Origin of the sequence: Lysobacter lycopersici (assembly GCF_007556775.1) — a bacterium.
Lineage (GTDB): Bacteria > Pseudomonadota > Gammaproteobacteria > Xanthomonadales > Xanthomonadaceae > Pseudoluteimonas > Pseudoluteimonas lycopersici.
Genome location: NZ_CP041742.1, coordinates 2,072,260 through 2,095,673, shown reverse-complemented (window position 1 = coordinate 2,095,673; position 23,414 = coordinate 2,072,260). Strand labels below are relative to the sequence as shown.

General features: G+C 67.1%; 22 protein-coding genes. 14 read left to right on the top strand and 8 right to left on the bottom strand.

The genetic code is table 11. The annotated features are described in order from the left end of the window. Nucleotides 1-79: 79 nt before the first annotated feature. Entirely contained in the window at nucleotides 80-592 is a 513-nt protein-coding gene (gene def / locus FNZ56_RS10330; protein WP_143879760.1) for a peptide deformylase, read from the bottom strand. 147 nt (nucleotides 593-739) lie between these two features. Between def and FNZ56_RS10325 the strand changes: the two genes are divergently transcribed. From FNZ56_RS10325 to FNZ56_RS10315, 3 genes are all read left to right on the top strand, one after another. After that, a complete protein-coding gene (locus FNZ56_RS10325) occupies nucleotides 740-1,903 on the top strand; it encodes a LysM peptidoglycan-binding domain-containing protein (RefSeq protein WP_143880339.1) in 1,164 nt (387 codons plus the stop codon). Nucleotides 1,904-1,976: 73 nt separating this feature from the next. Continuing rightward, nucleotides 1,977-3,095: a DNA-processing protein DprA gene (gene dprA, locus FNZ56_RS10320; protein ID WP_143879759.1), complete on the top strand. Its 1,119-nt coding sequence runs from the start codon at nucleotides 1,977-1,979 to the stop codon at nucleotides 3,093-3,095. Nucleotides 3,096-3,283: 188 nt separating this feature from the next. Further along, nucleotides 3,284-3,781 (top strand): DUF494 family protein, encoded by a 498-nt coding sequence (locus FNZ56_RS10315; RefSeq protein ID WP_143879758.1) that lies wholly within the window; start codon nucleotides 3,284-3,286, stop codon nucleotides 3,779-3,781. Nucleotides 3,782-3,871: 90 nt separating this feature from the next. Here the strand turns inward: FNZ56_RS10315 and FNZ56_RS10310 are convergent, their stop codons facing one another. Further along, nucleotides 3,872-4,390, bottom strand: coding sequence for a hypothetical protein (locus tag FNZ56_RS10310; RefSeq protein ID WP_143879757.1), 519 nt, complete (start codon nucleotides 4,388-4,390; stop codon nucleotides 3,872-3,874). 323 nt (nucleotides 4,391-4,713) lie between these two features. On the opposite strand from FNZ56_RS10310, the gene FNZ56_RS10305 reads away from it, so the two are divergent. The 5 genes from FNZ56_RS10305 (at nucleotide 4,714) to FNZ56_RS10285 (ending at nucleotide 9,718) form a co-directional block, all read left to right on the top strand. After that, nucleotides 4,714-7,272 carry a DNA topoisomerase I gene (locus FNZ56_RS10305; protein WP_143879756.1) on the top strand — a complete coding sequence of 853 codons (2,559 nt, stop codon included), beginning with the start codon at nucleotides 4,714-4,716 and terminating at the stop codon, nucleotides 7,270-7,272. Nucleotides 7,273-7,335: 63 nt separating this feature from the next. Then, nucleotides 7,336-7,755, top strand: a complete 420-nt coding sequence (locus tag FNZ56_RS10300; protein WP_143879755.1) for an organic hydroperoxide resistance protein — start codon at nucleotides 7,336-7,338, stop codon at nucleotides 7,753-7,755. Beyond that, nucleotides 7,752-8,315 (top strand): Sua5/YciO/YrdC/YwlC family protein, encoded by a 564-nt coding sequence (locus FNZ56_RS10295; RefSeq protein ID WP_143879754.1) that lies wholly within the window; start codon nucleotides 7,752-7,754, stop codon nucleotides 8,313-8,315. Before FNZ56_RS10300 ends, FNZ56_RS10295 begins: the two co-directional genes overlap by 4 nt. Nucleotides 8,316-8,378: 63 nt before the next feature. Further along, entirely contained in the window at nucleotides 8,379-9,074 is a 696-nt protein-coding gene (locus FNZ56_RS10290; RefSeq protein ID WP_143879753.1) for a DUF4124 domain-containing protein, read from the top strand. Further along, complete coding sequence (locus tag FNZ56_RS10285) at nucleotides 9,074-9,718, top strand: DUF4124 domain-containing protein (RefSeq protein ID WP_143879752.1); 645 nt, start codon at nucleotides 9,074-9,076, stop codon at nucleotides 9,716-9,718. Before FNZ56_RS10290 ends, FNZ56_RS10285 begins: the two co-directional genes overlap by 1 nt. A gap of 154 nt (nucleotides 9,719-9,872) precedes the next feature. On the opposite strand, the gene FNZ56_RS10280 is transcribed toward FNZ56_RS10285, so the two are convergent. Both FNZ56_RS10280 and FNZ56_RS10275 read right to left on the bottom strand, forming a co-directional pair. Further along, on the bottom strand, nucleotides 9,873-10,364 hold the full coding sequence (locus FNZ56_RS10280; RefSeq protein ID WP_143879751.1) for a hypothetical protein: 492 nt from the start codon (nucleotides 10,362-10,364) through the stop codon (nucleotides 9,873-9,875). A gap of 11 nt (nucleotides 10,365-10,375) precedes the next feature. Continuing rightward, a complete protein-coding gene (locus FNZ56_RS10275) occupies nucleotides 10,376-11,152 on the bottom strand; it encodes an SDR family oxidoreductase (protein WP_143879750.1) in 777 nt (258 codons plus the stop codon). Between the two features lie 65 nt (nucleotides 11,153-11,217). Here FNZ56_RS10275 and FNZ56_RS10270 point away from each other — a divergent pair, with 65 nt between their 5' ends. Then, nucleotides 11,218-11,451: a hypothetical protein gene (locus FNZ56_RS10270; protein ID WP_143879749.1), complete on the top strand. Its 234-nt coding sequence runs from the start codon at nucleotides 11,218-11,220 to the stop codon at nucleotides 11,449-11,451. 199 nt (nucleotides 11,452-11,650) lie between these two features. On the opposite strand, the gene sppA is transcribed toward FNZ56_RS10270, so the two are convergent. Next, the gene (sppA, locus tag FNZ56_RS10265) at nucleotides 11,651-13,540 is read right to left on the bottom strand and encodes a signal peptide peptidase SppA (RefSeq protein WP_143879748.1); all 1,890 of its coding nucleotides are present in this window, start codon (nucleotides 13,538-13,540) and stop codon (nucleotides 11,651-11,653) included. Nucleotides 13,541-13,609: 69 nt separating this feature from the next. Beyond that, nucleotides 13,610-15,040 (bottom strand): MATE family efflux transporter, encoded by a 1,431-nt coding sequence (locus tag FNZ56_RS10260; RefSeq protein WP_143879747.1) that lies wholly within the window; start codon nucleotides 15,038-15,040, stop codon nucleotides 13,610-13,612. Between the two features lie 62 nt (nucleotides 15,041-15,102). Here FNZ56_RS10260 and FNZ56_RS10255 point away from each other — a divergent pair, with 62 nt between their 5' ends. From FNZ56_RS10255 to FNZ56_RS10235, 5 genes are all read left to right on the top strand, one after another. Continuing rightward, a complete protein-coding gene (locus FNZ56_RS10255; protein ID WP_143879746.1) occupies nucleotides 15,103-16,275 on the top strand; it encodes a DUF3667 domain-containing protein in 1,173 nt (390 codons plus the stop codon). Nucleotides 16,276-16,277: 2 nt separating this feature from the next. Next, a complete protein-coding gene (locus FNZ56_RS10250) occupies nucleotides 16,278-16,598 on the top strand; it encodes a DUF4286 family protein (RefSeq protein WP_185970730.1) in 321 nt (106 codons plus the stop codon). Nucleotides 16,599-16,977: 379 nt separating this feature from the next. Next, nucleotides 16,978-19,335: a primosomal protein N' gene (locus tag FNZ56_RS10245; RefSeq protein ID WP_143879744.1), complete on the top strand. Its 2,358-nt coding sequence runs from the start codon at nucleotides 16,978-16,980 to the stop codon at nucleotides 19,333-19,335. After that, the gene (locus tag FNZ56_RS10240; protein ID WP_143879743.1) at nucleotides 19,335-20,657 is read left to right on the top strand and encodes an MFS transporter; all 1,323 of its coding nucleotides are present in this window, start codon (nucleotides 19,335-19,337) and stop codon (nucleotides 20,655-20,657) included. Before FNZ56_RS10245 ends, FNZ56_RS10240 begins: the two co-directional genes overlap by 1 nt. Then, nucleotides 20,654-21,940 (top strand): NAD(P)/FAD-dependent oxidoreductase, encoded by a 1,287-nt coding sequence (locus tag FNZ56_RS10235; protein ID WP_143879742.1) that lies wholly within the window; start codon nucleotides 20,654-20,656, stop codon nucleotides 21,938-21,940. The genes FNZ56_RS10240 and FNZ56_RS10235 overlap by 4 nt, the downstream gene beginning before the upstream one ends. Here FNZ56_RS10235 and FNZ56_RS10230 read toward each other — a convergent pair. Then, a complete protein-coding gene (locus tag FNZ56_RS10230; RefSeq protein WP_221933298.1) occupies nucleotides 21,913-22,506 on the bottom strand; it encodes a DUF1203 domain-containing protein in 594 nt (197 codons plus the stop codon). The genes FNZ56_RS10235 and FNZ56_RS10230 overlap by 28 nt on opposite strands. Beyond that, nucleotides 22,503-23,381 (bottom strand): RNA polymerase sigma factor RpoH, encoded by an 879-nt coding sequence (rpoH, locus tag FNZ56_RS10225; protein WP_143879740.1) that lies wholly within the window; start codon nucleotides 23,379-23,381, stop codon nucleotides 22,503-22,505. Before rpoH ends, FNZ56_RS10230 begins: the two co-directional genes overlap by 4 nt. Nucleotides 23,382-23,414 lie beyond the last annotated feature (33 nt).

The following is a 23,414-nucleotide window of genomic DNA, read 5'->3' as shown; positions in this document are numbered from 1 at the left end:
TGGTTGTCGGTTCCTGGTTGTTGGCGGATACCGGATCGCGTTTCACCAGCAACCAGCAACCAAGAACCGGGAACCATCATCAGGCCGCGTTGCGTTTCGCTTTGGCGAGCTTCTTCCGCACCATCTCGCGCTTCAGCGGCGAGAGGTAGTCGACGAACAGCTTGCCGTCGAGATGGTCCATCTCGTGCTGGATGCACACCGCGAGCAGACCATCGACGCGCATTTCCTGCGGCTTGCCTTCGCGATCGAGGAAACGGACATCGATTTCGTTGGCGCGGGTCACGTCGGCGTAGATGCCGGGCACCGACAGGCAGCCTTCCTGGTAGACCTGTTCGCCTTCGCGGGACACGATCTCGGGGTTCACGAACACCATCGGCCGGTCCTTCTCCTCGGACACGTCGATCACCATGAAGCGCTGGTGCACGTCGACCTGGCTCGCGGCCAGGCCGATGCCCGGGGCGGCGTACATGGTCTCGAACATGTCGTCGAACAGGCGCTGGAACGCCGGATCGGCCAGGCGCGGGGGATCCACCGGCACCGCCTTGGTGCGCAGGCGCGGGTCGGGAAACTCGAGGATGGGCAGCAGGGCCATGGCGGACGGTCGGAACGGACGGGATCGGCGCCAAGTCGGGCGCGCGTCACATTGTACGCTCGCGGGCTTGCAAAGGCCCGCCGAATATGGGCTAGATTGAGATTGCTGCACGGGGAAAATCGCAAGGGGAGCGGGCACATGGCCGCAATGCTTGAACGCCTTTCTAAGGGCTGGCGCACGGCGCTGGTCGCCGCCGCCCTCACCATCGGGAGTGTCGCGGTGGCGCAGGAATTCCGCGCCGACCATCCCGATACCTACGTCGTGAAGCGTGGCGACACGCTCTGGGACATCGCCGGCAAGTTCCTGCGCAAGCCTTGGCTGTGGCCGGAAATCTGGCAGGCCAATCCGCAGATCCGGAACCCGCACCTGATCTACCCGGGCGACGTCATCAGCCTCGCCTACCTCGATCGCGTCGGCATGACCCCGGGGCCGCGCAACGAGGCGCCGATCAACGCGATTCCGCTGTCGGACGTCGAGAAATACCTGAAGGACCTGCGCGTGGTCGACCAGTTCGACCAGCTGCCCTACGTCGTCGGCCTCGAGGAAGACCAACTGCGCGTCGCCCAAGGCCAGGTCGCCTACGTCCGCGGCGTCGCCGACGCCCAGCCCGGCCAGCGCTTCCTGGTGGTGCGCCCGACCGTGCGCTACACCCACCTGAGCCGCGCCGGCCTGTGCTGCGACCGTTTCGGCAAGGACGACCTGGATTACCGCGGCCGCCTCGACATCGACCAGTCCGCGAAGTTCTGGAGCGATGCCGTATTCCCCGACAAGGGCAACGAGACGCTGGGCTACGAGTTGATGCGCGTCGGCGCCGGCACCGTCACCCGCGGCGAAGGCCACGGCATCGACGTCGCTACCCTGCTGATCGATTCCGAAGGCCGCGAAATCCGCGTCGGCGACCGCATCCTGCCGGTCGACCCGCAGCCCTACGACCTGCAGTTCTTCCCGCACCCGCCCAAGCAGATGGCCGATTACGGCCGCCTGCAGGTGCTCGCGGTGTCGGACATGCTCACCTCGGGCGGCAGCCACGACGTGATCGCGATTTCCGGCGGCACGCGCGAAGGCATCGACAACGGCACCGTGTTCTCGCTGTGGCGCAATGGCTCCAACGTGGTGGATCGGGTCGAATATTCGCCAGAGCGGCAGCCGTCCACGGTCGATTGGCGGGAGAAGGTCCGTCTACCTGACGAATTCGCCGGCCATGCGATCGTGTTCCGCACCTTCGACAAGGTCAGCTATGCGCTGGTGATGGACGGCACCCGCCCGGTGCGCATCGGCTACCAGGCCAAGCATCCCGACGCGACGTATTGATTCGGAGTTTTCCGAAAGCTCCACGCGACGGCGCCCGAGGGCGCCGTCGTCGTTTCCGGGCCATGCTGCGGCGATGGATTCCGAACATGCAGCCCTGCTCGCCCTTGTTCGCGCCGGTGGCGCGATCGGCCCGCGAAAACGCCTGCTTGAACGCTGCGGCAGCGCCGAAGCGGCGCTGTCCGCACCGTCGGCAACCTGGCGGGAATGCGGATTCGAAACCCGATTGCCTGCCCCTGCGCGCGCAGCCGACGCGGGCGATGCCGCATGGCTGGAATGCGAGGGCAACCACCTCGTCGGCTGGCTTCACCCGGACTACCCGCCGCTGTTGCGCGAAATCCCGAGCCCGCCGCTGGCGCTGTTCGTCAGCGGCGAACCGGCGCGGCTCTGGCACCCGGCAATCGCCATCGTCGGCAGCCGCGGCCCCAGTGCCGGCGGGTTGCGCCACGCGCGCGACTTCGCATCGACGCTGGCAAGCGCCGGCGTCTCAGTCGCCAGCGGACTCGCCACAGGCATCGATACCGCCGCGCACGAAGCCGCGCTCACGGCTGGCGGACTCACCCTCGCCGTGCTCGGTGCCGGCCACGGCCAGCCCTACCCGCCTAGCCAGGCTCCGCTGCAGGCGCGCATCGCCGGAACCGGCGTGGTGGTCAGCGAATACCCGCCCGACACCCCGCCGCGGCGCAGCCAGTTCCCCGCGCGCAACCGCATCCTCGCCGGCCTGGCGCTCGGCACGCTTGTGGTCGAGGCCGGATTGAAATCCGGTGCCTTGATCACCGCGAAGCAGGCTGCGGCCAGTGGGCGCGAGGTCTTCGCCCTGCCCGGTTCGATCGACAACCCGTTGTCGCGCGGCTGCCACCAACTGATCCGTGACGGCGCGCAACTGGTCGAATCGCCGGACGAAATCCTCATTGCGCTGCCTCCGCTGGCGACCGGCCTGGGCATGGCACTGGAACGACGGCTGGCGCATTCCGAAGGTCTGGAGCGGACCGTGAAACCGCTTGTCCCGGAACCCGATTCGCCCGATGGCGACCCCCATGGCTTGTGGCAGGCACTCGGTCACGACCCAACCGATATGGATGAACTCGTCTCACGCACCGGATTGACGGCCGCCAGCCTGTCCTCCATGCTGCTAGTCATGGAGTTGCAAGGCCGTGTCTCCGTGGAGCACGGCCGCTATTCCCGCAAGCGCTGAGGCGCGGTCCGGCCCCGGCGTGCGGCGCAAGGATCGCGCCGCGACCGCCATCGCGGGGGACCGTGGGAAACCATGGGATGGCGGCGGCCGGCGCCCTTCACGGGGTGGCGGCCACGACGCTGGCGGGCAGGAGCCCGACGGTGCCCGAGGTGCCATCGACGCGTCGCTTGCGACGCAGGCCGAGGGAAATGAAAGAGAGCATCCTGGACGTCCTGCTCTACCTGTTCGAACACTACTTCGCCGAAGACGCCGCCCCGCCGCTGCCGCTGGGCGATGACGCCGCCCTACGCGACGGCCCGCTGGTCACCGAACTCACCGAAGCCGGCTTCAGCACCGCCGAAATCCACAAGGCCTTCGATTGGCTCGGTGTCCTCGCCGACCAGCGCCCGGTCGTGGCGAACGTCCGTGCGCACGGACCGACGCGCGTCTACTTCGGGCCCGAGCTCGACAAGCTCGACGTCGAATGCCGCGGTTTCCTGCTGTTCCTCGAGCAACAGGGCATCCTCGGCGCCGAGCAGCGTGAGCTGGTGCTGGACCGGGCCATGGCCTTGGACCAGGAGGAACTCGACCTCGACGACCTCAAGTGGGTCGTGCTGATGGTGTTGTTCAACCAGCCCGGTAGCGAAGCCGCCTACGCCTGGATGGAAACGCAGATGTTCCTCGACGAGCCGGAACCGGTGCACTGACCGGAAGCGATCGACATTGCCGCAACTGAATTCGCATACGCGAAAAGGGCGCCTTTCGGCGCCCTTTTCGTGTTCCGGGCGATCAGCCCGCTAGTAGAGGAACCAGCCGTTGACCGCGAGGATCAACGTCTGCGGCGGCAACGCACACGTCACCGAGAACGCGTTGCTGTTGCCGATGAGATCCCCGGCGGTTGCGCCGAAGTCGGCGGCGTTCCATTCGAGGGTTGCCTGGTTCGCGCCGGACACGGTGGTGGTCTTGCTCGAGTACTGCAGGACGGAAAGCAGGAACCCCGTCACCGCCGTGCAGGTCACGTCGTGGCTGGCGCCGTCGATCGAATAGACCTGCAGCCAGACGTCGGTGAATACGTTGCTTCCGAACGTCACGGTCGATGGCAGTGGGCAAATCACGAAACTGCTTGTCGTGGTCGACTCGTTGCGGACGCCTGTCGCCTTGAAGCCCAGCTTGGCGTTGCTTCCGGGAACGACCGGCTGGCAGGCGGAGCCGGTCGCGGTGGTGGCGCCTGTCGCGGCCCTTGCCGCTGGCGCAACCGCCAGGCCGCAGGCGACCACGAGGCCGGCCAGCACAATGGAAAATCGAAGCGGGTGCATGGTGTTTCCTTTGTCGTGGCCCGGTCCGGATGGCGGGCTTCATCCCTTAGCGAGAATCCGCCCCAAGTGCGGACATCCGGGCCGGAAAAGTTGTGCCGGGATGCCCGTTCCGCAGCCACGGATACGGGTCATGCTTACGGCTGAAACCCCGTCCCGGCCCTCTCTTTCGGCGGATCGCGCGGAAAAGGAATCCTTGACACCACGGCCATCGCCGTGATTCCACTGTAATAAGGACGAAGTTGAACGCCCGGGGCCACCGCCCCGGGCGTTGGCTTCTGCGAACCCGCGCCGCCCGGCGCCGCGCCACCGGAATCCCCTGCGCAATGCCCAAGCACCTGCTCATCGTCGAGTCGCCGGCCAAGGCCAAGACGATCAACAAATACCTCGGCAAGGACTTCACCGTCCTCGCCAGCTACGGCCATGTCCGCGACCTGGTGCCCAAGGAAGGTGCGGTCGATCCCGAGCATGGCTTCGCCATGCGCTACGAAACCATCGACAAAAACGAGAAGCACGTCGAAGCCATCGCCAGGGCGGCGAAGGCGGCCGACGACATCTACCTCGCCACCGACCCGGATCGCGAGGGCGAGGCGATCAGCTGGCACATCGCCGAGATCCTGGCCGAACGCAAGCTGCTCGGCGACAAGCCGCTGCACCGGGTGGTGTTCACCGAAATCACTCCGCGCGCGATCAAGGAAGCGATGACCCAGCCGCGCGCGATCGCTTCGGATCTGGTCGATGCGCAGCAGGCGCGGCGCGCGCTCGACTACCTGGTCGGCTTCAACCTCTCGCCGGTGTTGTGGCGCAAGGTGCAGCGCGGCCTGTCCGCCGGCCGCGTGCAGTCGCCGGCGCTGCGCATGATCGTCGAGCGCGAGGAGGAGATCGAGGCATTCCGTGCGCGCGAATACTGGACGGTCGAAGCGGAGGTCGCGCATCCCTCGCAATCCTTCACCGCCAAGCTGTCGAAGCTGGACGGCAAGAAGGTCGAGCAATTCACCATCACCAATGCCGACGCCGCCGAGGACGCACGCACGCGCATCGCCGCCGCGGCCGGCGGTTCGCTGCGCGTCACCGATGTCGCCAGCAAGGAACGCAAGCGCCGCCCGGCGCCGCCGTTCACCACCTCGACCCTGCAGCAGGAAGCCGCGCGCAAGCTCGGCTTCACCACGCGCAAGACCATGCAGGTCGCGCAGAAACTGTACGAAGGCGTGGCGCTCGGCGACGAAGGCACCGTCGGCCTGATCAGCTACATGCGTACCGACTCGGTCAACCTGTCGCAGGAAGCGCTGGGCGAATTGCGCGACGTGATCGCGCGCGACTTCGGCACCGCATCGCTGCCGGACAAGCCGAACTTCTACCAGACCAAGAGCAAGAACGCGCAGGAAGCGCACGAAGCGGTACGCCCGACGAGCGCGCTGCGCACGCCGGCGCAGGTCGCGCGCTTCCTCAGCGACGACGAACGCAAGCTCTACGACCTGGTGTGGAAGCGCGCGGTCGCCAGCCAGATGATCCCGGCCACGCTCAACACCGTGACGGTGGAACTGGCCGCCGGCTCCGAGCACAGCTTCCGCGCCAGCGGCACCACGGTCGTGGTGGCCGGTTTCCTCGCCGTGTACGAGGAAGGCAAGGACGCGAAGAACGCCGAGGACGACGACGAAGGCCGCAAGCTGCCGGCGATGAAGCCCGGCGACAACGTGCCGCTGGACCGCATCCACGCCGACCAGCACTTCACCCAGCCGCCGCCGCGCTTCACCGAAGCCGCGCTGGTGAAGGCGCTGGAGGAATACGGCATCGGCCGGCCTTCGACCTACGCCTCGATCATCCAGACCCTGCTGTTCCGCAAGTACGTGGAAATGGAAAGCCGCAGCTTCCGCCCCACCGACGTCGGCCGCGCGGTGTCGAAATTCCTCAGCGCGCACTTCACCCGCTACGTCGATTACGACTTCACCGCCAAGCTCGAGGACGAACTCGACGCGGTCAGCCGCGGCGAGGAGGACTGGGTGCCGTTGATGGAGAAGTTCTGGGGCCCGTTCAAGGAACTGGTCGAGGAAAAATCCGAAAGCGTCGACCGCAGCGAAGCCACCGGCGCGCGCGAACTCGGCATCGACCCGAAATCCGGCAAGCCGGTGAGCGTGCGCCTCGGCCGCTTCGGGCCTTACGCGCAGATCGGCGACAAGGACGTGGACGAGAAGCTGGAATTCGCTTCGCTGCGCCCCGGCCAGTCGATGCACACGATCACGCTCGAGGACGCGATCGAGCTGTTCAAGCTGCCGCGCACGCTGGGCGAATCCAACGGCGAAACGGTCACCGTCGGCATCGGCCGCTTCGGCGCGTTCGCCAAGCGCGGCGCGACCTACGCCTCGCTCAAGGACAAGGAAGGCGACGACCCGCACACCATCGACCTCGCCCGCGCGGTGTTCCTGATCGAGGAAAAGGAAGAGATCGCGCGCAACCGCATCATCAAGGAATGGGACGGCCACGACGTGCAGGTGCTGAACGGGCGCTTCGGTCCCTATCTGTCCGACGGCAAGCTCAACGGCAAGATCCCGAAGGATCGCGAACCGGCGTCGCTGACGCTGGAGGAAGCGCAACAATTCCTCGCCGAAACCGGCAAGCCGGCGCGGCGTGGTTTCGGGGCGAAGAAAGCGGTAGCGAAACGTGCTGTCGAAAAGAAGGCCGCGACGAAGAAAGCGCCCGCCGAAAAAAAGGCGACGAAGAAAACCGCCGCGAAGAAAGCTCCGGGCAAAAAAACCGCGACCAAGAAGGCCGCGAAGAAGGCCTACGTCAGCCCGCACCCGGAACCGGCCCAGCCATTGCTCACGCCCGCCGCAGCTTCGCAGGTCGGCAAGCGCGTGGTGAAGAAGAAGGACGCGCCGCCGTTCTGACCAGGCGGTAACAGCGCGCGGCATATCGTTTCCACATCCCCGAAACCGCACAAGGAAACCGCGATGAACACGCTCGACAAGGTCCTCTACACCGCCCATGTCCATACCACCGGCGGCGGCCGCGACGGCGGCCGTTCCACCAGCGACGACGGCCACCTCGACGTCACCCACACCCGCCCCGGCGCGGGCGGCGGCACCAATCCGGAGCAACTGTTCGCGGCGGGTTATTCGGCCTGCTTCATCGGCGCGATGAAGGCGGTAGCGGCGAAGCAGCACATCACGCTGCCGGCGGACATGTCCGTCGATGCCGAAGTCGACCTCGGGCCGGTGGGACAGGCGTTCGGCGTGGCCGTGCGCATGGCCATCCACCTGCCCGGCATGGAACGCGACGCCGCGCAGGCGCTGGTCGACGCCGCGCACCAGGTCTGCCCGTATTCCAACGCGACCCGCGGCAATATCCCGGTGGAATTGCGCCTGGCGTGAGCACACGCCTCGATGCCAGCGCCGCCACGCGCCTGCTGCAGCATGGCGGCGTCATCGCCTACCCCACCGAAGCGGTCTGGGGCCTGGGCTGCGATCCGCGCGACGAGGCCGCGACGCTGCGCCTGCTCGCGCTGAAAGAACGCGAGGTCGACAAGGGCCTGATCCTGATCGCCGCGAACGAAGCGCAACTCGCGCCGTTCGTGGATTTCGATGCGTTGCCCGAGTCGCAGCGCACGGCCGTACGCGAAAGCTGGCCAGGGCCGAACACCTGGATCGTGCCGGCCTCGCCCGGCGCACCACGCTGGATCACCGGCGCGCACGAGGGCATCGCCGTGCGCGTGACCGCGCATCCGGGCGTGATCGCGCTGTGCGAGGCCTTCGGCGGTGCCCTCGTCTCGACCAGCGCCAACCGCGCCGGCATGCCCGCCGTTGCGACCTTCGATGCGCTCGATCCGGCCGTCGTCGCCGGCGTGGACGGCGTGCTGCAAGGCGAAACCGGTGGTCTCGAACGCCCCAGCGCGATCCGCGACGCCCGCACCGGCGCCGTGCTGCGCGCCTGAATCCGTAGCGAACGTTCGACGCCCGGCGCTTGCCTTCGCCGCCGGCGCGCGCAAGATGCGCGCATGGATCGCGGTTTCCCCATCGCCTGCCTGTCCGCCGCGTTCGCCGTGGCCGCGCTGCATGCGCCACGCGCGCAGGCCGACGAGGTGACGATCTACCGCTGCACCGACGCGCGCGGCAACACCACCCTGCGCGATACGCCCTGCGCCAAGGGCCAGCAACAGGAAACGCGCAGCATGGTGCGGCCCAAGGACGCGCCGAACCGCGTCGTGGACACGGCGCCCGAACCACGACAGCAACCCGCGCCGCCGCCGACGCGCACCATCGTGCTCGCGCCGCCGCAGCCCATGTACGAATGCCGCATGCCCGACGGCAATACCTACACCAGCGATTCGCCGGAAGGGAATCCGCGCTGGGTTCCGTTGTGGACGCTGGGCTATCCCGCCGTCAGCGACGGTTATTACCGCCCGGGCGGCACCCGCATCGTCCGCCATGGCGATGGCACCGTGGACGTGAACGTCGATGGCGGCGGCTACGTCCACGGCCCGGTGCCGACCATCGCCGGCTACGGCGGCGGCACCTGGGTGCGCGACGAATGCCACATGCTGCCGCCATCGGAAACCTGCGCGCGCCTGCGCGACCGGCGCGAGGAAATCGGCAACCGCTTCTTCAACGCGCAACCGACCGAACGCGAACAGTTGAACCGCGAGCAGCGCGGCATCGACGCGCGCCTCGACAACGATTGCGGCGGGCATTGATGCGAAGCGCATTCGCCCTCGCCTGCGCGTCGTTGCTGATCATCGCGGACGCAGCGCCGGCACGCGCCGAAGTGGTGATCTATCGCTGCACCGACGCCAGCGGCGCGGTCTCCATCCAGAACGACATTCCCTGCCCGAAAGGCAGCAAGCAGACGCGCCGCGTGCTCGACACGCCATCGCCTTCCACGACGACACCGGCATTCGTCGACACCCCGGCCGTTGCTCCCGATCCGGTCGAACCGGCGCCACCGCCCGCGCCGGAACCGCCCGCGCCTGCGCCCGATCCCGCCAGCGCGCGTGCGCAACCCGATGGCGAACGCCTGCCGCCACCGCCCTTGTTCGAATGCACGACGTTCGACAACGACCATTACCTCAGCGACGACGGCACGCCTTCCGAACGCTGCGTACCGCTGGAAGTCACCGGCATCGGCGATGGCTCCGCGCCCGGTGTCGGCGCCGCCTGCCAGAAGACGACCGATACCTGCCAGCGCGTGCCCGACGGCGCCGCCTGCGATGCGTGGAAGCGCCGCGAACGCGAAGCCCGCGCGACGCTGATGTTCGGAAAGGCCGAGGACAAGGACAAGAACGAAGCCGATTACGAGCGCGTGCAACGCATCGTGACCGAGAGTACCTGCGGCGCTTGAGCGCGATGCTTTCCCTCTCCCCTTGAGGGAGAGGGTGCCCGAAGGGCGGGAGAGGGCGAACCACGATTGCTTTTCGTCGCAGACCTGTCGCGGCTGTAAGCCGCTCCCACAAAAGCCGTTTCGCAAACAGGATTGTCGCGGCTCGAAATCCGCTCTATGGCTCTGAACCGAACGATCCAGTCTCTGAAAATTGCAGCCATTTCCAAGTGAAATAGAACGCAAGCGCGCCGGCAATGCCGTGCAACCCATAGATCACGACCGACTGCACATACGCGAGCCAGCCATAAATGGTAGTGACTCCATCGACCACGAAATCGCGGTTCGGTCCATAGAAGTAGCCGCCGGACGAGAAGCCGGGGCTATATCTCGGCCATCCGACGATGAGCGGAAACGGAATTCCAATAAGGAATCCCGCGAACCCGATGCGAAGGGCTGAAAGCCAATTTTTTCTCCGCAGAACCAGGAAAACCGGAATCCCGAGAATCAACAAAAAAGGCAACGCAAAGATCGTTACCACCCGCGCCATACTTGGAAATTCATTCCACGGGAAATTTTCGGAAGTAAACACATATGGCAGCCCCATCCACATCAGGAATACGAGGGGCTGGACCACCAACGCCGCGATCGACGCAAGCAACAATTTCATCACGCTGACCATCAAAACCCATACCGCAAAAACCCGCCATCCACCGCAATGCATTCGCCGGTGATGTAGCTCGCCGCCGGCAGGCACAGGAACGCCACCGCCGCCGCGACTTCCTCCGGCTCGCCGATGCGCCCCAGCGGCGTGCGCAGCAACACCTCGTCGAGGTAATCCGGATCGGCGAGCTTGCCGGACGTGCGCCGCGTGCGGATGTACCACGGCGCGACCGAATTCACGCGGATGCCGTCCTCGGCCCATTCCACTGCGAGGTTGCGCGTCAGCTGTTGCAAGGCGGCCTTGGTCATGCCGTAGGGCGCGCCACTGCGCACGTGGGTGACGCCGGACACGCTGCCGACGTTGACGATGGACGAGCTCGCGTGCTGCGCAAGCAGCGGATACGCATAGCGGCACAGTTCGAACGCGCTGAACAGGTTGAGTTCGAACAGCGCGCGCCATTCGTCTTCCGAATAGTCGGTCGTGGGCTTGGTGAGATTGCCGCCGGCGTTGTTGACCAGGATATTGAGACCGATGCCGCGGTCCTCGACCCAGTCGAGGATCTCGCGCCGCTCCTCCTCGTCGGCCACGTCCGCGGCCAGCGCGTGCAGGCGCGCATCGGGGAAATCGTCCTGCAGCTCGGCGCGCGCGCGTTCCAGTGCTTCCGCATCGCGACCGACGATCGTGACCTCGGCGCCGAAGCCGAGTAGTTCGCGCGCGATCGCCAGGCCAATCCCGGCGCTGCCGCCGGTGACCAGCGCCAATTGCCCGTCCAGCCGCCAACGTGTCGGATCCATCGCGCTTGCCTCGCTTCGCCGTCGCGGCGTTAGGATAGCGCCGCATCCACGCCGGGGTCCGCGCCATGAAACTGCGCCACGCGTCGTTCCTGTTCCTCGCCCTCGCCGCCGCCTGCAGCGCGCCCACGCCGCCGCCGACCGACCAGCCGCCGGACCCGCAGGCCGCGGCGCAACACGCGCGCGATACGCAGTTGCGCGATGCGATGCAGAAGCCGATCCAGAAGGCGCAGGGCGTGGAGGACACCACGCTCAAGGCCGCGGACGAGCAGCGCGACCAGATCGAAGACCAAGGCGGCTGATGATTTGCTATTTCCTCTCCCCTTGAGGGAGAGGATGCCCCGCAGGGGCAGGAGAGGGGTTTCCGCAACGCCGCCCTCTCCCGGCGCTACGCGCCACCACACCCCAGCCTGTCGGCTTGTAAGCCGACAGGCGTTCACAGGCTCGTAGCTTCGCTACTCGAAACCCCTGCTCACCCCATGAAGGGAGAGGGAAAAGCGACTATATCCCGCAGAAGCAATACGCCAACGCCTTCACCGGCAGCCCCGGGCCGGGCGCCATCGCATCCCGGACGAAGCGCAGTTCGTCGTTGGCGCGCGCCGGCAGCAGGTCGGCGAACAGCGCGCGCGCCGCATCCGAATGCGCGAACAGCGCTGCGGCGGCACGACCCTGCATGAAGCGCCCGAACAGCTGGTCGAACGGCGTCGCCTGTTTTTCGATGTAGTTCACGCGGTAGGCATCCTGCTTGCCGAGCTTGGCGCGCTGCGCCGCGTCGGCGATCGCATCCTCGAGGCCGCCGAACTCGTCGACCAGGCCGCGTTCCTTGCCCTGCGCGCCGCTCCACACACGACCGCGACCGACCGCATCGATGTCGGCGACCGGCTTGTGCCGCGCCTGCGCGACGCGGCCGGTGAAATCGCGGTAGCCCTTGTCGATCACGCTCTGGATCACCTGCCCGACCGCGGGATCGAGCGGGCGGGTGATGTCGAACGCGCCGGCGAACTTCGTGGTGCCGACGCCGTCGGTGTGGACGCCGATCTTCTCCAGCGTGCGCGGGATGGTCGGGATCATGCCGAAGATGCCGATGGAACCGGTGATCGTCGACGGATCGGCGTAGATGCGATCGGCGTCCATGCTGATCCAGTAACCGCCAGACGCGGCGAGGTCGCCCATCGACACCACCACCGGCTTACCGGCGTCCTTCAGGCCGACGACTTCGCGCCGGATCTGCTCGGAGGCGAACACCTCGCCGCCGGGCGAATCCACGCGCAGCACCACCGCCTTGACCTTGTCGTCGTCGCGCGCGGCGCGCAGCAGTTCGGCGGTCGATTCGCCGCCGATGCGCCCGGGCGGCTGGTTGCCGCCGCTGATCTCGCCCTCGGCCACGACCACCGCGACCTGCGGGCGCTCGTCCACCGGCGACAGCGTTTCGTCGACGCGGCGCAGGTAATCGTCGAGGTCGATGTTGCGGAAGCCGCCATCGGCATCGCTGTCAGCGACGCCGCGTTCGGCCATCAGGTCCTCGACCTGTTCCTGCGTCTTCAATCCGTCGACGAGGTGGTGCGACTTCGCGTATTCGCCGAGGTCGCCCTGCTCGGCCTCGATGCCTTGCGGCAGCGCGTCGATGTCGGCGGCGAGTTGCGCGGGCGCGATCTTGCGCGCCTTGCCGACATCGGCGAGGTAGCGCTGCCACACGTCGTTCATCCAGAACAGGTCGGCTTCCTTCGCTTCGGGCGAGGCGGCATCGAGGATGTAGGGCTCGACCGCGGACTTGTACTCGCCGACCTTGAACACGTGCACGTCCACGCCGAGCTTGTCCTGCAGCCCTTCGCGATAGAACTGGTGGTAACGGCTCAGGCCTTCCAGCAGGATCCCGCCCATCGGGTCGAGGTAGACCTCGTTCGCCTCCGCCGCGAGCAGGTACTGGCTCTGGTCGAAGTTCTCGCCGAACGCGACCACCTGCTTGCCCGAAGCGCGCAGGCGCGCGATCGCCGCCGCGACCTCGCGCACCGAGGCGTAGCCGGAGAAGGACATGCGGTCGGTGCGCAGCAACACGCGTTCGATGCGCTTGTCGTCCTTCGCCGCGTCCAGCGCGCGCAGCAGGTCGCGCAATTGCACTTCCCCGCCGGACTTGTCGCCGACCGCGCGCGCGAACGCGCGGCTCGCCGGATCGGTGCTGTACTGCTCGACCAGCCTGCCTTCCGGCGCGACCACCAGCGTGGTGCGGTCGAGCATCGGCGACACCTTGTTGCCGGAACCGAGCGCGATCAGCACCACCAGCAACAGGCCGAAGAACAGCAGGTTGAACACCAGCCGCCGGGTGAAGTTCATCGCATCCCACAGGCCAATGAAGAAGCGGGCGATGGGGCCGCGGCCGCGCGGGTCGTTCATGTGTTCCAGCTCCAGCCCTTCATGGGCGAATCGTTCATGGGCAAAGGTTAACCGCCGCCGCGTGACGACTCATGCGCCTGAGGTCAGGGTGCCTTCGGGCGGGGACATGGGGATGCGCCGGCTGCTGCGCAAGAAGCGCGTGCACAGCAGCACCGCCGCGACCGACAGCCCGGCGATCAGCCCGATCCACATGCCGCGCGGGCCCAGCACCGGCGTCAGCCCGCCCAGGCCGAAGCCCAGGGTTGCGCCGACCGGCATGCCGATGCCCCAGTACGCCAGCGCCGCCAGCAACATCGGCACGCGCGTGTCCTTGAGCCCGCGCAGCGAACCCGCGGACACGACCTGCACGCCGTCGGGGAACTGGAACGCCGCCGCGTACAGCAGCAGCGACGCCGCCAGCGCCGCGACCGCCGCATCGCCGCTGTAGAGCCCGACGATGGCGTGGCGTCCGCCGACCATGATCGTCGCCGACACGGTCTGGGTGAGCAGCAGCAAGGCATAGCCGGCGAACGCGGCGCGGCGCACTCCGCTCATATCCCGCTCATCCTGAGCCTGTCGAAGGACACGGCCGAGCGCATGGCCGACGCGCACCGTCGTCGCCTCGGCCAGGCCGAGCGGGATCATGAAGGCGAGGCTGGCGACGTTGATCGCGATCTGGTGCGCCGCCGACGACACCGGCCCGAGCCGGCCGATCAGCAGCGCGGTGACGATGAACAGGCTGCCTTCCATCGCCACGGTCACGCCGATCGGCAAGCCGGTCGCGAGCAGTTGCTTCAGCGTCGGCGCATGCGGGCGTTCGAAGCGCGCGAACAGGCCGAGGTCGGCGAAGCGTTTCGATTTCGACAGATACAGCGCGAAGCCCAGCGCCTGCCCCCACATCATCAGCGCCGAGGCGACACCGAGCCCGCCGGCGCCGAGTTCGGGGAAACCGAATTTCCCGAACGTCAGCACGTAGCCGAACGGCAGCAGCACCAGCAGCCCGCCGAATCCGAACACCATCGTCGGCAGGCTCCAGTGCAGGCCGTCGCTGAGGTAGCGCATGCACAGGTACAGCGTGAACGCGGGAATGCCCCAGCGGATGCCGTGCAGGAATGCCGATGCGCCGGGGCGGATGTCTTCGGCGATGCCGAACGCGGCCATCGCCATCGGCGCCAGCGACAGCAGCGCGAATAGCACGATGCCGAGCGCGACCGCCAGCCACAGCGCCTGCCGGAACAGCGGTGCGATTTCGCCACGACGACCGCCGCCATCCATCTGCGATACCGACGGCGGCAGCGACATCAGCGTACCCATCGGTATCATCATCGGCAGCCAGAACAGCGCGGTGCCGATCGAGACCGCAGCCAGCGTGCGCGTGCCGTGATGGCCGGCGATTGCGCTGTCGACGAAGCCGATCAGCCCGCTCGAGAGATGCCCGAGCGAGAGCGGCAGCGCGAGCAGCGCGCTGGTGCGCAGTTCGGCGCCGAAACCGCGCGCGACGTGGGTTTGCGAACTCGACATGCTGGATCCGAAACGAAACCGGCGTGCCGCGATGCGCGGCACCGCGTTATCTTAGCCGCGCCATGGCCAACGACCCGACCCCGACCGCCGTCGAACCCGCTGCCGAACCCGTGCCGGGCGGCCGCGCCTGCGAGAACTGCGGCAAGCCTTTGCTCGGTGACTACTGCTACCAGTGCGGCCAGCCGGTGAAGGGCCTGGTGCGGCACTTCACCAGCATCATGGGCGACTTCCTCGACAGCGTGTTCAACATCGACGCGCGTTTCCCGCACACGATCTGGCCGCTGTTCGCCAAGCCCGGATTCCTGTCGCTGGAATACTTCGCTGGCCGCCGCGTGCGCTACGTCAGCCCGGTGCGGCTGTTCTTCTTCGTCAGCATCATCACCTTCTTCGTCGCCCAGCTGGTGATCCAGACGGGCAACGGCGCCTTCCAGATCAACGACGACGGCGACGGCAGCCGCATCGGCCGCGCGACGACCGTGGCCGAAGTCGAGAAGACCCGCGATGAAGCCATCGCCAAGCTGGACGAAGCCATCACCAAGGCCGGGAAGAGCCCGGGCGCGACCGTCGGCTTGCGCGCGGCCCAGGGCGAAATCCGCACCGACGCCGCCAACCGCATCCGCGACCTGCAGGCTGCCGCCGCGAAGGGCGAACCGCCGCCCCCGCCGACGCCGGCCACCTTCAGCTTCGACGACGGCGGGAACTGGGATCCGAAGACCAACCCGGTGAAGGTGGGCTGGCTGCCCGGATTCGCCAACGACTGGCTCAACGCCCAGATCGGCCGCGCGCGCGAGAACATCTCGCGCATGGGCACCGATTCCTCGCGCTACAAGGACGCCTTGCTCGGCGCGGTACCGTCCACGCTGTTCCTGCTGCTGCCGCTGTTCGCGGTGATGCTGAAAATCGCGTACGTGTTCAAGCGCCGCTTGTACATGGAACACCTGATCGTCGCGCTGCACAGCCACGCCTTCCTGTGCCTGGACCTGCTGCTGGTGTTCGGTGTCATCGCGCTGGATCGCGTGGTCGCACCGAACACCTTCGCCGACGGCATGTTGCGCCTGCTCGAAGTCGTGCTGTTCGGATGGATGGCGCTGTATCTGCTGATCATGCAGAAGCGCGTGTACCGGCAGGGCTGGTTCATGACCCTGGTGAAGTACTGCGCGCTCGGTTTCTGTTACTGCATCCTGCTCAGCATCGGTATTGCCTTCACCGCGCTGCTCAGCCTGGTGTGGATGTGAGCATGCCGGCCGGCCTGGTGTACGAGGTGAACCTCGAGGTCGAGGACGCGGTCGCCGCCGAGTACCGCGACTGGCTGCGCGGGCACGTCGCCGAAATCCTCGCCCTGCCCGGTTTCCTCGGTGCGACCCTGTCCGAGGTGCTGGATCCGGCGCCGCCGGCGGGATTCGCGGGCCTGTGCGTGCAATACCGCCTCGAAAACGAAGCCGCCTACGCGACCTACCTGCGCGACCACGCCCCGCGCATGCGCGCCGACGGGCAAGCGCGTTTCGGCGGCCGTTTCCGCGCCAGTCGCCGGGTGCTGCACCCGTTCGAAGAGCGTTAAATCCCCGCCCGGCAGGGGCTTGACAAAGCCGTAACCCACGGATTCCGCAGGGCCGGTTGTGCACAGTCGTCATCGACCCGTCATGCATGCCGCCAAACACCGGGTGCAGAACCATGTGTCGACAATGTTTCACGCCTATGTGCCTGATTCAAAAGGAAATGGCCGATGTGGCGATTTTTTCGCCATTCGCGCTTTCCCTGCGGTTTCCAGCGTTGTTCGACGTTGCCGGCGAACGCGTTGCACAGGTTTATCCACAACTTGTGTGGATAAGGACGAAATTCCTTCACGGACACCGACTTGCGCGGGTTTCGTCGGCGCGCGGTGAGGAGCGCCGGCTAAGTCCCAAAGCTTGCCAACGGTGGCCGGCTAGACTCGTGCGATGACCGATGCCGTGCTCAAGGTCGCGCTGCCGCTGCCCTTGCCACGGCTGTTCGATTACCTGCCCGCCAATGCTGCTGCCGCCAACGCCGGCGACATCGGCCGCCGCGTGCGCGTGGCGTTCGGCAATCGCCAGTTGTGCGGCGTAGTCGCGGCGATCGGCGCGGCCGACGCCGCGCATGCGGACGCACTCAAGCCGGTGGAATGGCTGGAACCCGAACCGCTGTTCGCCGGCGAGCTCCTCGCTTCGCTGCGCTGGCTGGCACGCTACCTGCACGCGCCGCTGGGCGAAGTGCTGGCGACGGCGTTGCCCGCCGCGCTGCGTCGCGGCGAACCGCTGCCCGACACCCACGCCTGGGGCTGGTGCCTGACCGAAGCCGGCGCGACCGCGCTGCCGGCGATGCGCGCGGGCCGTCCGCGCGAACTCGCGCAAAGCCTCGCCAGCGGCAGCCGCGACGAAGACGTGCTCGATGCGCTGCAGCCCGGCTGGCGCACGGCCATGCGCACGCTGCGCGAACGCGGCCTGGTCGAACGCGTGGCGTTGGCATCGGCTTTTTCCTCCCCCCTCGTGGGGGAGGATGCCCCGCAGGGGCAGGAGAGGGGGAATCCCGACAGCCCCTCTCCCGGCGCTGCGCGCCACCCTCTCCCGCAAAGGGGAGAGGGGAAAAACGGATTCGAACTCAACAAGGAACAACAGACGGCCGCGGACGCGATCCGCACGGCCGAAGGTTTCACGGCCTTCCTGCTCGACGGCGTCACCGGCAGCGGCAAGACCGAGGTCTACCTCGATGCGATTTCCGACTGCCTTGCGCGCGGGAAACAGGCGCTGGTGCTGGTGCCGGAAATCGGCCTGACCCCGCAACTGCTGGCGCGTTTCCGCGCGCGGCTCGGCGTGCCGGTGCACGCACTGCATTCGGGACTCAACGACAGCGAGCGCGCGACGACGTGGACGGCGGCATGGCGCGGCGAAGCGCGGGTGATCGTCGGCACGCGTTCGGCGGTGTTCACCCCGCTGCCGGACGCGGGACTGATCGTCGTCGACGAGGAACACGACGCCAGCTACAAGCAGCAGGACGGCATCCGCTACCACGCCCGCGATTTCGCGCTCGTGCGCGCGCGCGAACTCGGCGTGCCCATCGTGCTCGGCAGCGCCACGCCGTCGCTGGAATCGCTGCACAACGCGCAAAGCGGGCGATTCACGCACCTGCGCCTGCACCAGCGCGCGGGCGAAGCGCAGCCTCCGGTGGTGCGCGTGCTCGACGTGCGCAAGCGCCCGCTGCAGGCCGGGCTGTCGAACGAATTGCTGAACGCGATCCGCGCCGCGCTCGATGCGGGCGGGCAAGTGCTGGTGTTCAAGAATCGCCGCGGCTACGCGCCCGCGCTGCTCTGCCATGACTGCGGCTGGAGCGCGCAATGCCGGCGCTGCGATCGGCCGATGACCGTGCACGCGCACGGCCGCCGCCTGCAATGCCACCACTGCGGTTTCCGCCAGCCCGCGCCGCCGGCCTGCCCCGATTGCGCCAGCCTCGCGCTGCAACCGCAGGGATCGGGTACCGAACGCATCGAGGAATTGCTGGCGGAAAAATTCGCCGACGTGCCGGTCGTGCGCATCGACCGCGGCAACACCCGCCGCCGCGATGCGCTGCAGAAGCATTTCGAGGAACTCGGCGCGCGCCCCGGCATCCTCGTCGGCACGCAGATGCTCGCGAAGGGGCATGACCTGCCGAACCTGACCCTGGTCGGCGTGGTCGGCATCGACGAAGGCCTGTTCTCCGCCGACTTCCGCGCCAGCGAGAAACTCGCGCAACTGCTGGTGCAGGTCGCCGGTCGCGCCGGCCGCGCCGAACGCGCCGGCACGGTGCTGCTGCAGACCCACCACCCCGAGCATCCGTTGCTGCAGACACTGATCGCCGGCGGCTACCACGCCTTCGCCACGGCCGAACTTGCATTGCGGGAAGCCGCCGGCTTCCCGCCGTTCGCGCACCTCGCCCTGCTGCGCGCCGAAGCGCAGCATGCGGAACCGCCGTTGCAATTCCTCGCCGCGGCCAAGGAGCTTTTCCTTCTCCCCGCAACGCGGAGAGAAGGTGCCCGAAGGGCGGATGAGGGTGCGACAAGGCCGAACCCTCACCCCAACCCCTCTCCCGGTGGGAGAGGGGCCGACAACGTCGAACTGCACGGCCCGCTGCCCGCGCCGATGCCGCGCCGCGGCGGCTGGCATCGTTCGCAATTGCTGCTGTCCTCGCCGGGCCGCCGCACGCTGCATGCCGCGCTCGACGCGGCGATTCCGCAACTGTACGAACTTCCGGAAGCGCGCAAGCTGCGCTGGTCGCTGGACGTGGATCCGGTGGATTTGTATTGATGACGACGATGCCGCTGACGCCTTCGCAACGCCTGCGCAGCATTTTCAGCGGCTCCGCGGGCAACCTCGTCGAATGGTACGACTGGTACGCCTACTCCGCGTTCGCGATCTATTTCGCGCCGCATTTCTTCCCCAAGGGCGACCCTACCGCGCAGTTGCTCGACGCGGCGGCGGTGTTCGCGCTCGGCTTCCTGATGCGTCCGCTCGGCGGTTGGTTGATGGGCTTGTATGCGGACCGCCACGGGCGCAAGCGCGCGCTGGTGCTATCGGTGCTGCTGATGTGCACGGGCTCGTTGTTGATCGCGATGGCGCCCGGTTACGAGCGCATCGGCCTGGGCGCGACCGTGCTGCTGCTGTTCGCACGGCTTCTGCAGGGCCTCAGCCTCGGCGGCGAATACGGCACGTCGGCGACCTACCTCAGCGAGATGGCGGATCGCGCGCACCGCGGATTCTGGTCGAGCTTCCAATACGTCACGCTGATCATGGGCCAACTCATCGCGCTGGCGCTGCTGGTGGTCCTGCAGCAGGCGGTGCTCAGCGAAACGCAGCTGGAATCGTGGGGCTGGCGCATCCCGTTCGCGGTCGGTGCCGTGCTCGCCGCCAGCGCGTTGTACCTGCGCCGCACGATGCTGGAAACGGATTCGTTCGCGGCCGCCCGCGCGCAGCGCGAGGACAAGGCGCGCCACGGCAGCGTTCGCGAGCTTTTGCGTTATCCGCGCGAAGTGCTGACCGTCATCGGCCTGACGATGGGCGGCACGATCGCGTTCTACACATTCACCACTTACACCCAGAAATTCCTAGTCAACACCGGCGGCTTCGACAAGGCCGAAGCGACGCTGGTGTCGGCAGGATCGCTGTTCCTCTACATGTTGCTGCAGCCGCTGGTGGGCGCGTTGTCCGACCGGGTCGGGCGACGCGCCGTGCTCATGGGGTTTGGCGCGCTCGGCACCGCGTGCTTCTACCCGATTCTCAACGGCATCGCCGACACGACCACCGTCGTACAGGCCTTCGCATGGGTCATGGCGGGTTTGACGATCACCAGCGGCTATACCGCCGTCAACGCGGTGGTGAAGGCGGAATTGTTCCCCGCGCACATCCGCGCGCTGGGCGTCGGCCTGCCGTACGCAATCGCGGTGGCGGTGTTCGGCGGCAGTACCGAGTTCCTGGCGTTGTGGTCGAAGCAGGTCGGCCACGAGTCCTGGTTCTTCGCGTACGTGACCGCTTGCACGGCGATCTCGCTGCTCGTGTACGCGACGATGCGCGACACCAGGCATCATTCGCGCATCGACCGGGACCGGGACATGTCGGATAACCAGCAATGAATGAAACCGTCCTTCCCCGGGTTGTCGTGGTCGGCGGCGGTTTTGCCGGACTCTGGGCCACGCGCGCACTCGCGTCGGCGCCGGTGCAAATCACGCTGGTCGATCGCGGCAACCACCACCTGTTCCAACCGCTGCTCTACCAGGTCGCCACCGCTGGCCTGTCGGCGCCGGACATCGCCGCGCCCCTGCGTCACATCCTGCGCCGGCAACGCAATTGCACCGTGCTGATGGAAGACGTGGCGTCGATCGAACCGCAATCCTCGCGATTGCGCCTGTCCGACGGCCACACGCTCGATTACGACTTCCTGCTGCTCGCCACCGGCGCGACCCACGCCTATTTCGGACACGACGATTGGGCCGCGCATGCGCCGGGGCTCAAGACTCTGGACGACGCGCTGCACATCCGTCGCCGCGTCCTGTCCGCGTTCGAACGCGCGGAAGCCGAAACCGATCCGGATGCGCGGCGCGCGCTGCTCACATTCGCGATTGTTGGTGGCGGTCCGACCGGTGTCGAACTCGCCGGCACGCTGGCGGAAATCGCGCGGCACACGCTCAAGCGCGAATTCCGCTGCATCGATCCACGCGAGGCGCGCGTGCTGCTGCTCGAAGCCGGCCCGCGCGTGCTTTCATCTTTTCCCGAATCATTGTCGGCGAAGGCACGGCGACAACTCGAGAAACTCGGCGTCGAAGTACGCACCGGAATTCCGGTTCGAACCATCGACGGCGACGGCGTGCAACTCGGCAACGAACGCATCGCCGCGCGCACCGTGTTGTGGGCCGCAGGCGTTGCGGCTTCGCCGTTGGCGCGTTCGCTTGGCGTCGAGCTCGACCGCAGCGGCCGCGTGCCGGTCTTGCCGGATTTGCGCGTGCCGGGGTTCGACAATGTCTATGTCGCCGGCGACCTCGCATCGCTGCAGCAGGATGGCAAGCCCGTTCCCGGTGTCGCGCCCGCGGCCAAGCAGATGGGCGCGCATGTCGCCAGATCGATCCGCGCGCGCCTCGCCGGACGCGATATCGCGCCGTTCCGTTATCGCGATTACGGCAACCTCGCCACCATCGGTCGCATGGCCGCCGTCGTCGACCTCGGCAAGCTGAAACTCTCGGGCGCGCTGGCCTGGTGGTTCTGGCTCGTTGCGCACGTGTTCTTCCTGATCGGCTTCCGCAATCGCCTCGTGGTCATGCTCAACTGGACCTGGGCGTACTGGACCTACCAGCGCGCGGCGCGGATCATCCTCGGCAAACCGGATGGCAGCGATCAGCCACGATCGACGCGACAGGCATAACAACCACGATTCGCGTTATGGACGTGAAGGTAGTCGACCGCAGGATCGGCGAAGAACTTCGCGACTGAGGATTCGAGTTCGACGCCTTTCACCACTTCCGCATCCTGCATCCAGCCACTCTTGTCGTAAGCGCGTACCGATAGCAGGCGGATGCGCTGCTGCTTGGGGATCGCGTTGCGCGCTTCGTACGACGCCAACGCCGCTTCGCGCACGAAGATCGGTCCGTCCGAACGATATGGCGTATCGGCATCCAAATGCCGCCAGTTCAACAGCAGCAGGGTCTCGCCCGGCTCGGCATCCCGCAAGGTGATGCGGCATGGATAGCCTGGCTTGGCGTCGGCGACATACCGCTTCGCACCGTGGCTGCGCAGTTCTTCGTCGGACAAACCGAACAGGGGTTGGAAGGGCTCGACTGGCAAGCCTTTGACGATGTAATCCACGGCACGCTCCAAATTGGAATGCGTGCAGGTTATGGCCCGCGTTCCGATCGCGATATCCGATTCCTGCGCAAACGCAAACGGCCCGGTTTCCCGGGCCGTTTCATGTTTCGAACTCGCTTCGATCAAGCCGCGAACAGCGCCTTCATCTTCTTCAGCGCGTTGGCCTCGACCTGGCGGATGCGTTCGGCGGAAACGCCGTACTCGTCCGCGAGTTCTTGCAGCGTGATCTTGCTGTCGGCATCCAGCCAGCGGCGCTTGATGATGTCGCGCGAACGCGCATCGAGCCTGGCCATGCCTTCGCGCAGCAGCGCGAGCTGGTGGTCCTCGCCGTCGGCGCGTTCGTAGGCCTGCGACGGGTCTTCGCCTTCGGCCATCAAATACGCGGCCGGCGACGGCGGCGCGTGGTCGTCGTCCTCGTCGGCGGGCGCATCGAAACCGATGTCGCGGCCGGACAGGCGCGATTCCATCTCCAGCACTTCGCGTTCGCTGACGTTGAGGTCGGCGGCGACCGCACGCACTTCCTCGGCGTTGAGCCAGCCCAGACGGGTCTTGCTCTTGCGCAGGTTGAAGAACAGCTTGCGCTGCGCCTTAGTCGTGGCGACCTTGACGATGCGCCAGTTCTTGAGGATGAACTCGTGCATCTCGGCACGGATCCAGTGCACGGCGAAGCTGACCAGGCGCACGCCGACGTTCGGGTCGAAGCGCTTGATCGCCTTCATCAGCCCGATGTTGCCTTCCTGGATCAGGTCGCCGAGCGGCAGGCCGTAGCCGCTGTAGCCGCGGGCGACGTGCACGACGAAGCGCAGGTGCGAGAGCACCAGTTCCTGCGCGGCGCCGAGGTCGTCCTCGTCGCGCAGGCGCCGGGCCAGGCGTTGTTCGTCCTCGACCGAGAGCACCGGGACCTGGTGCACGGCACCGATGTAGGCCTCCAGCGAACCGAGCGCGGAGGGGATGGGCAGGTTGTTGGCGACGAGGGCGGTCGACATGGAGTTCTGGCTCATGGGCGCGCGGCTTTACGAGGGGATTTTAGCAGT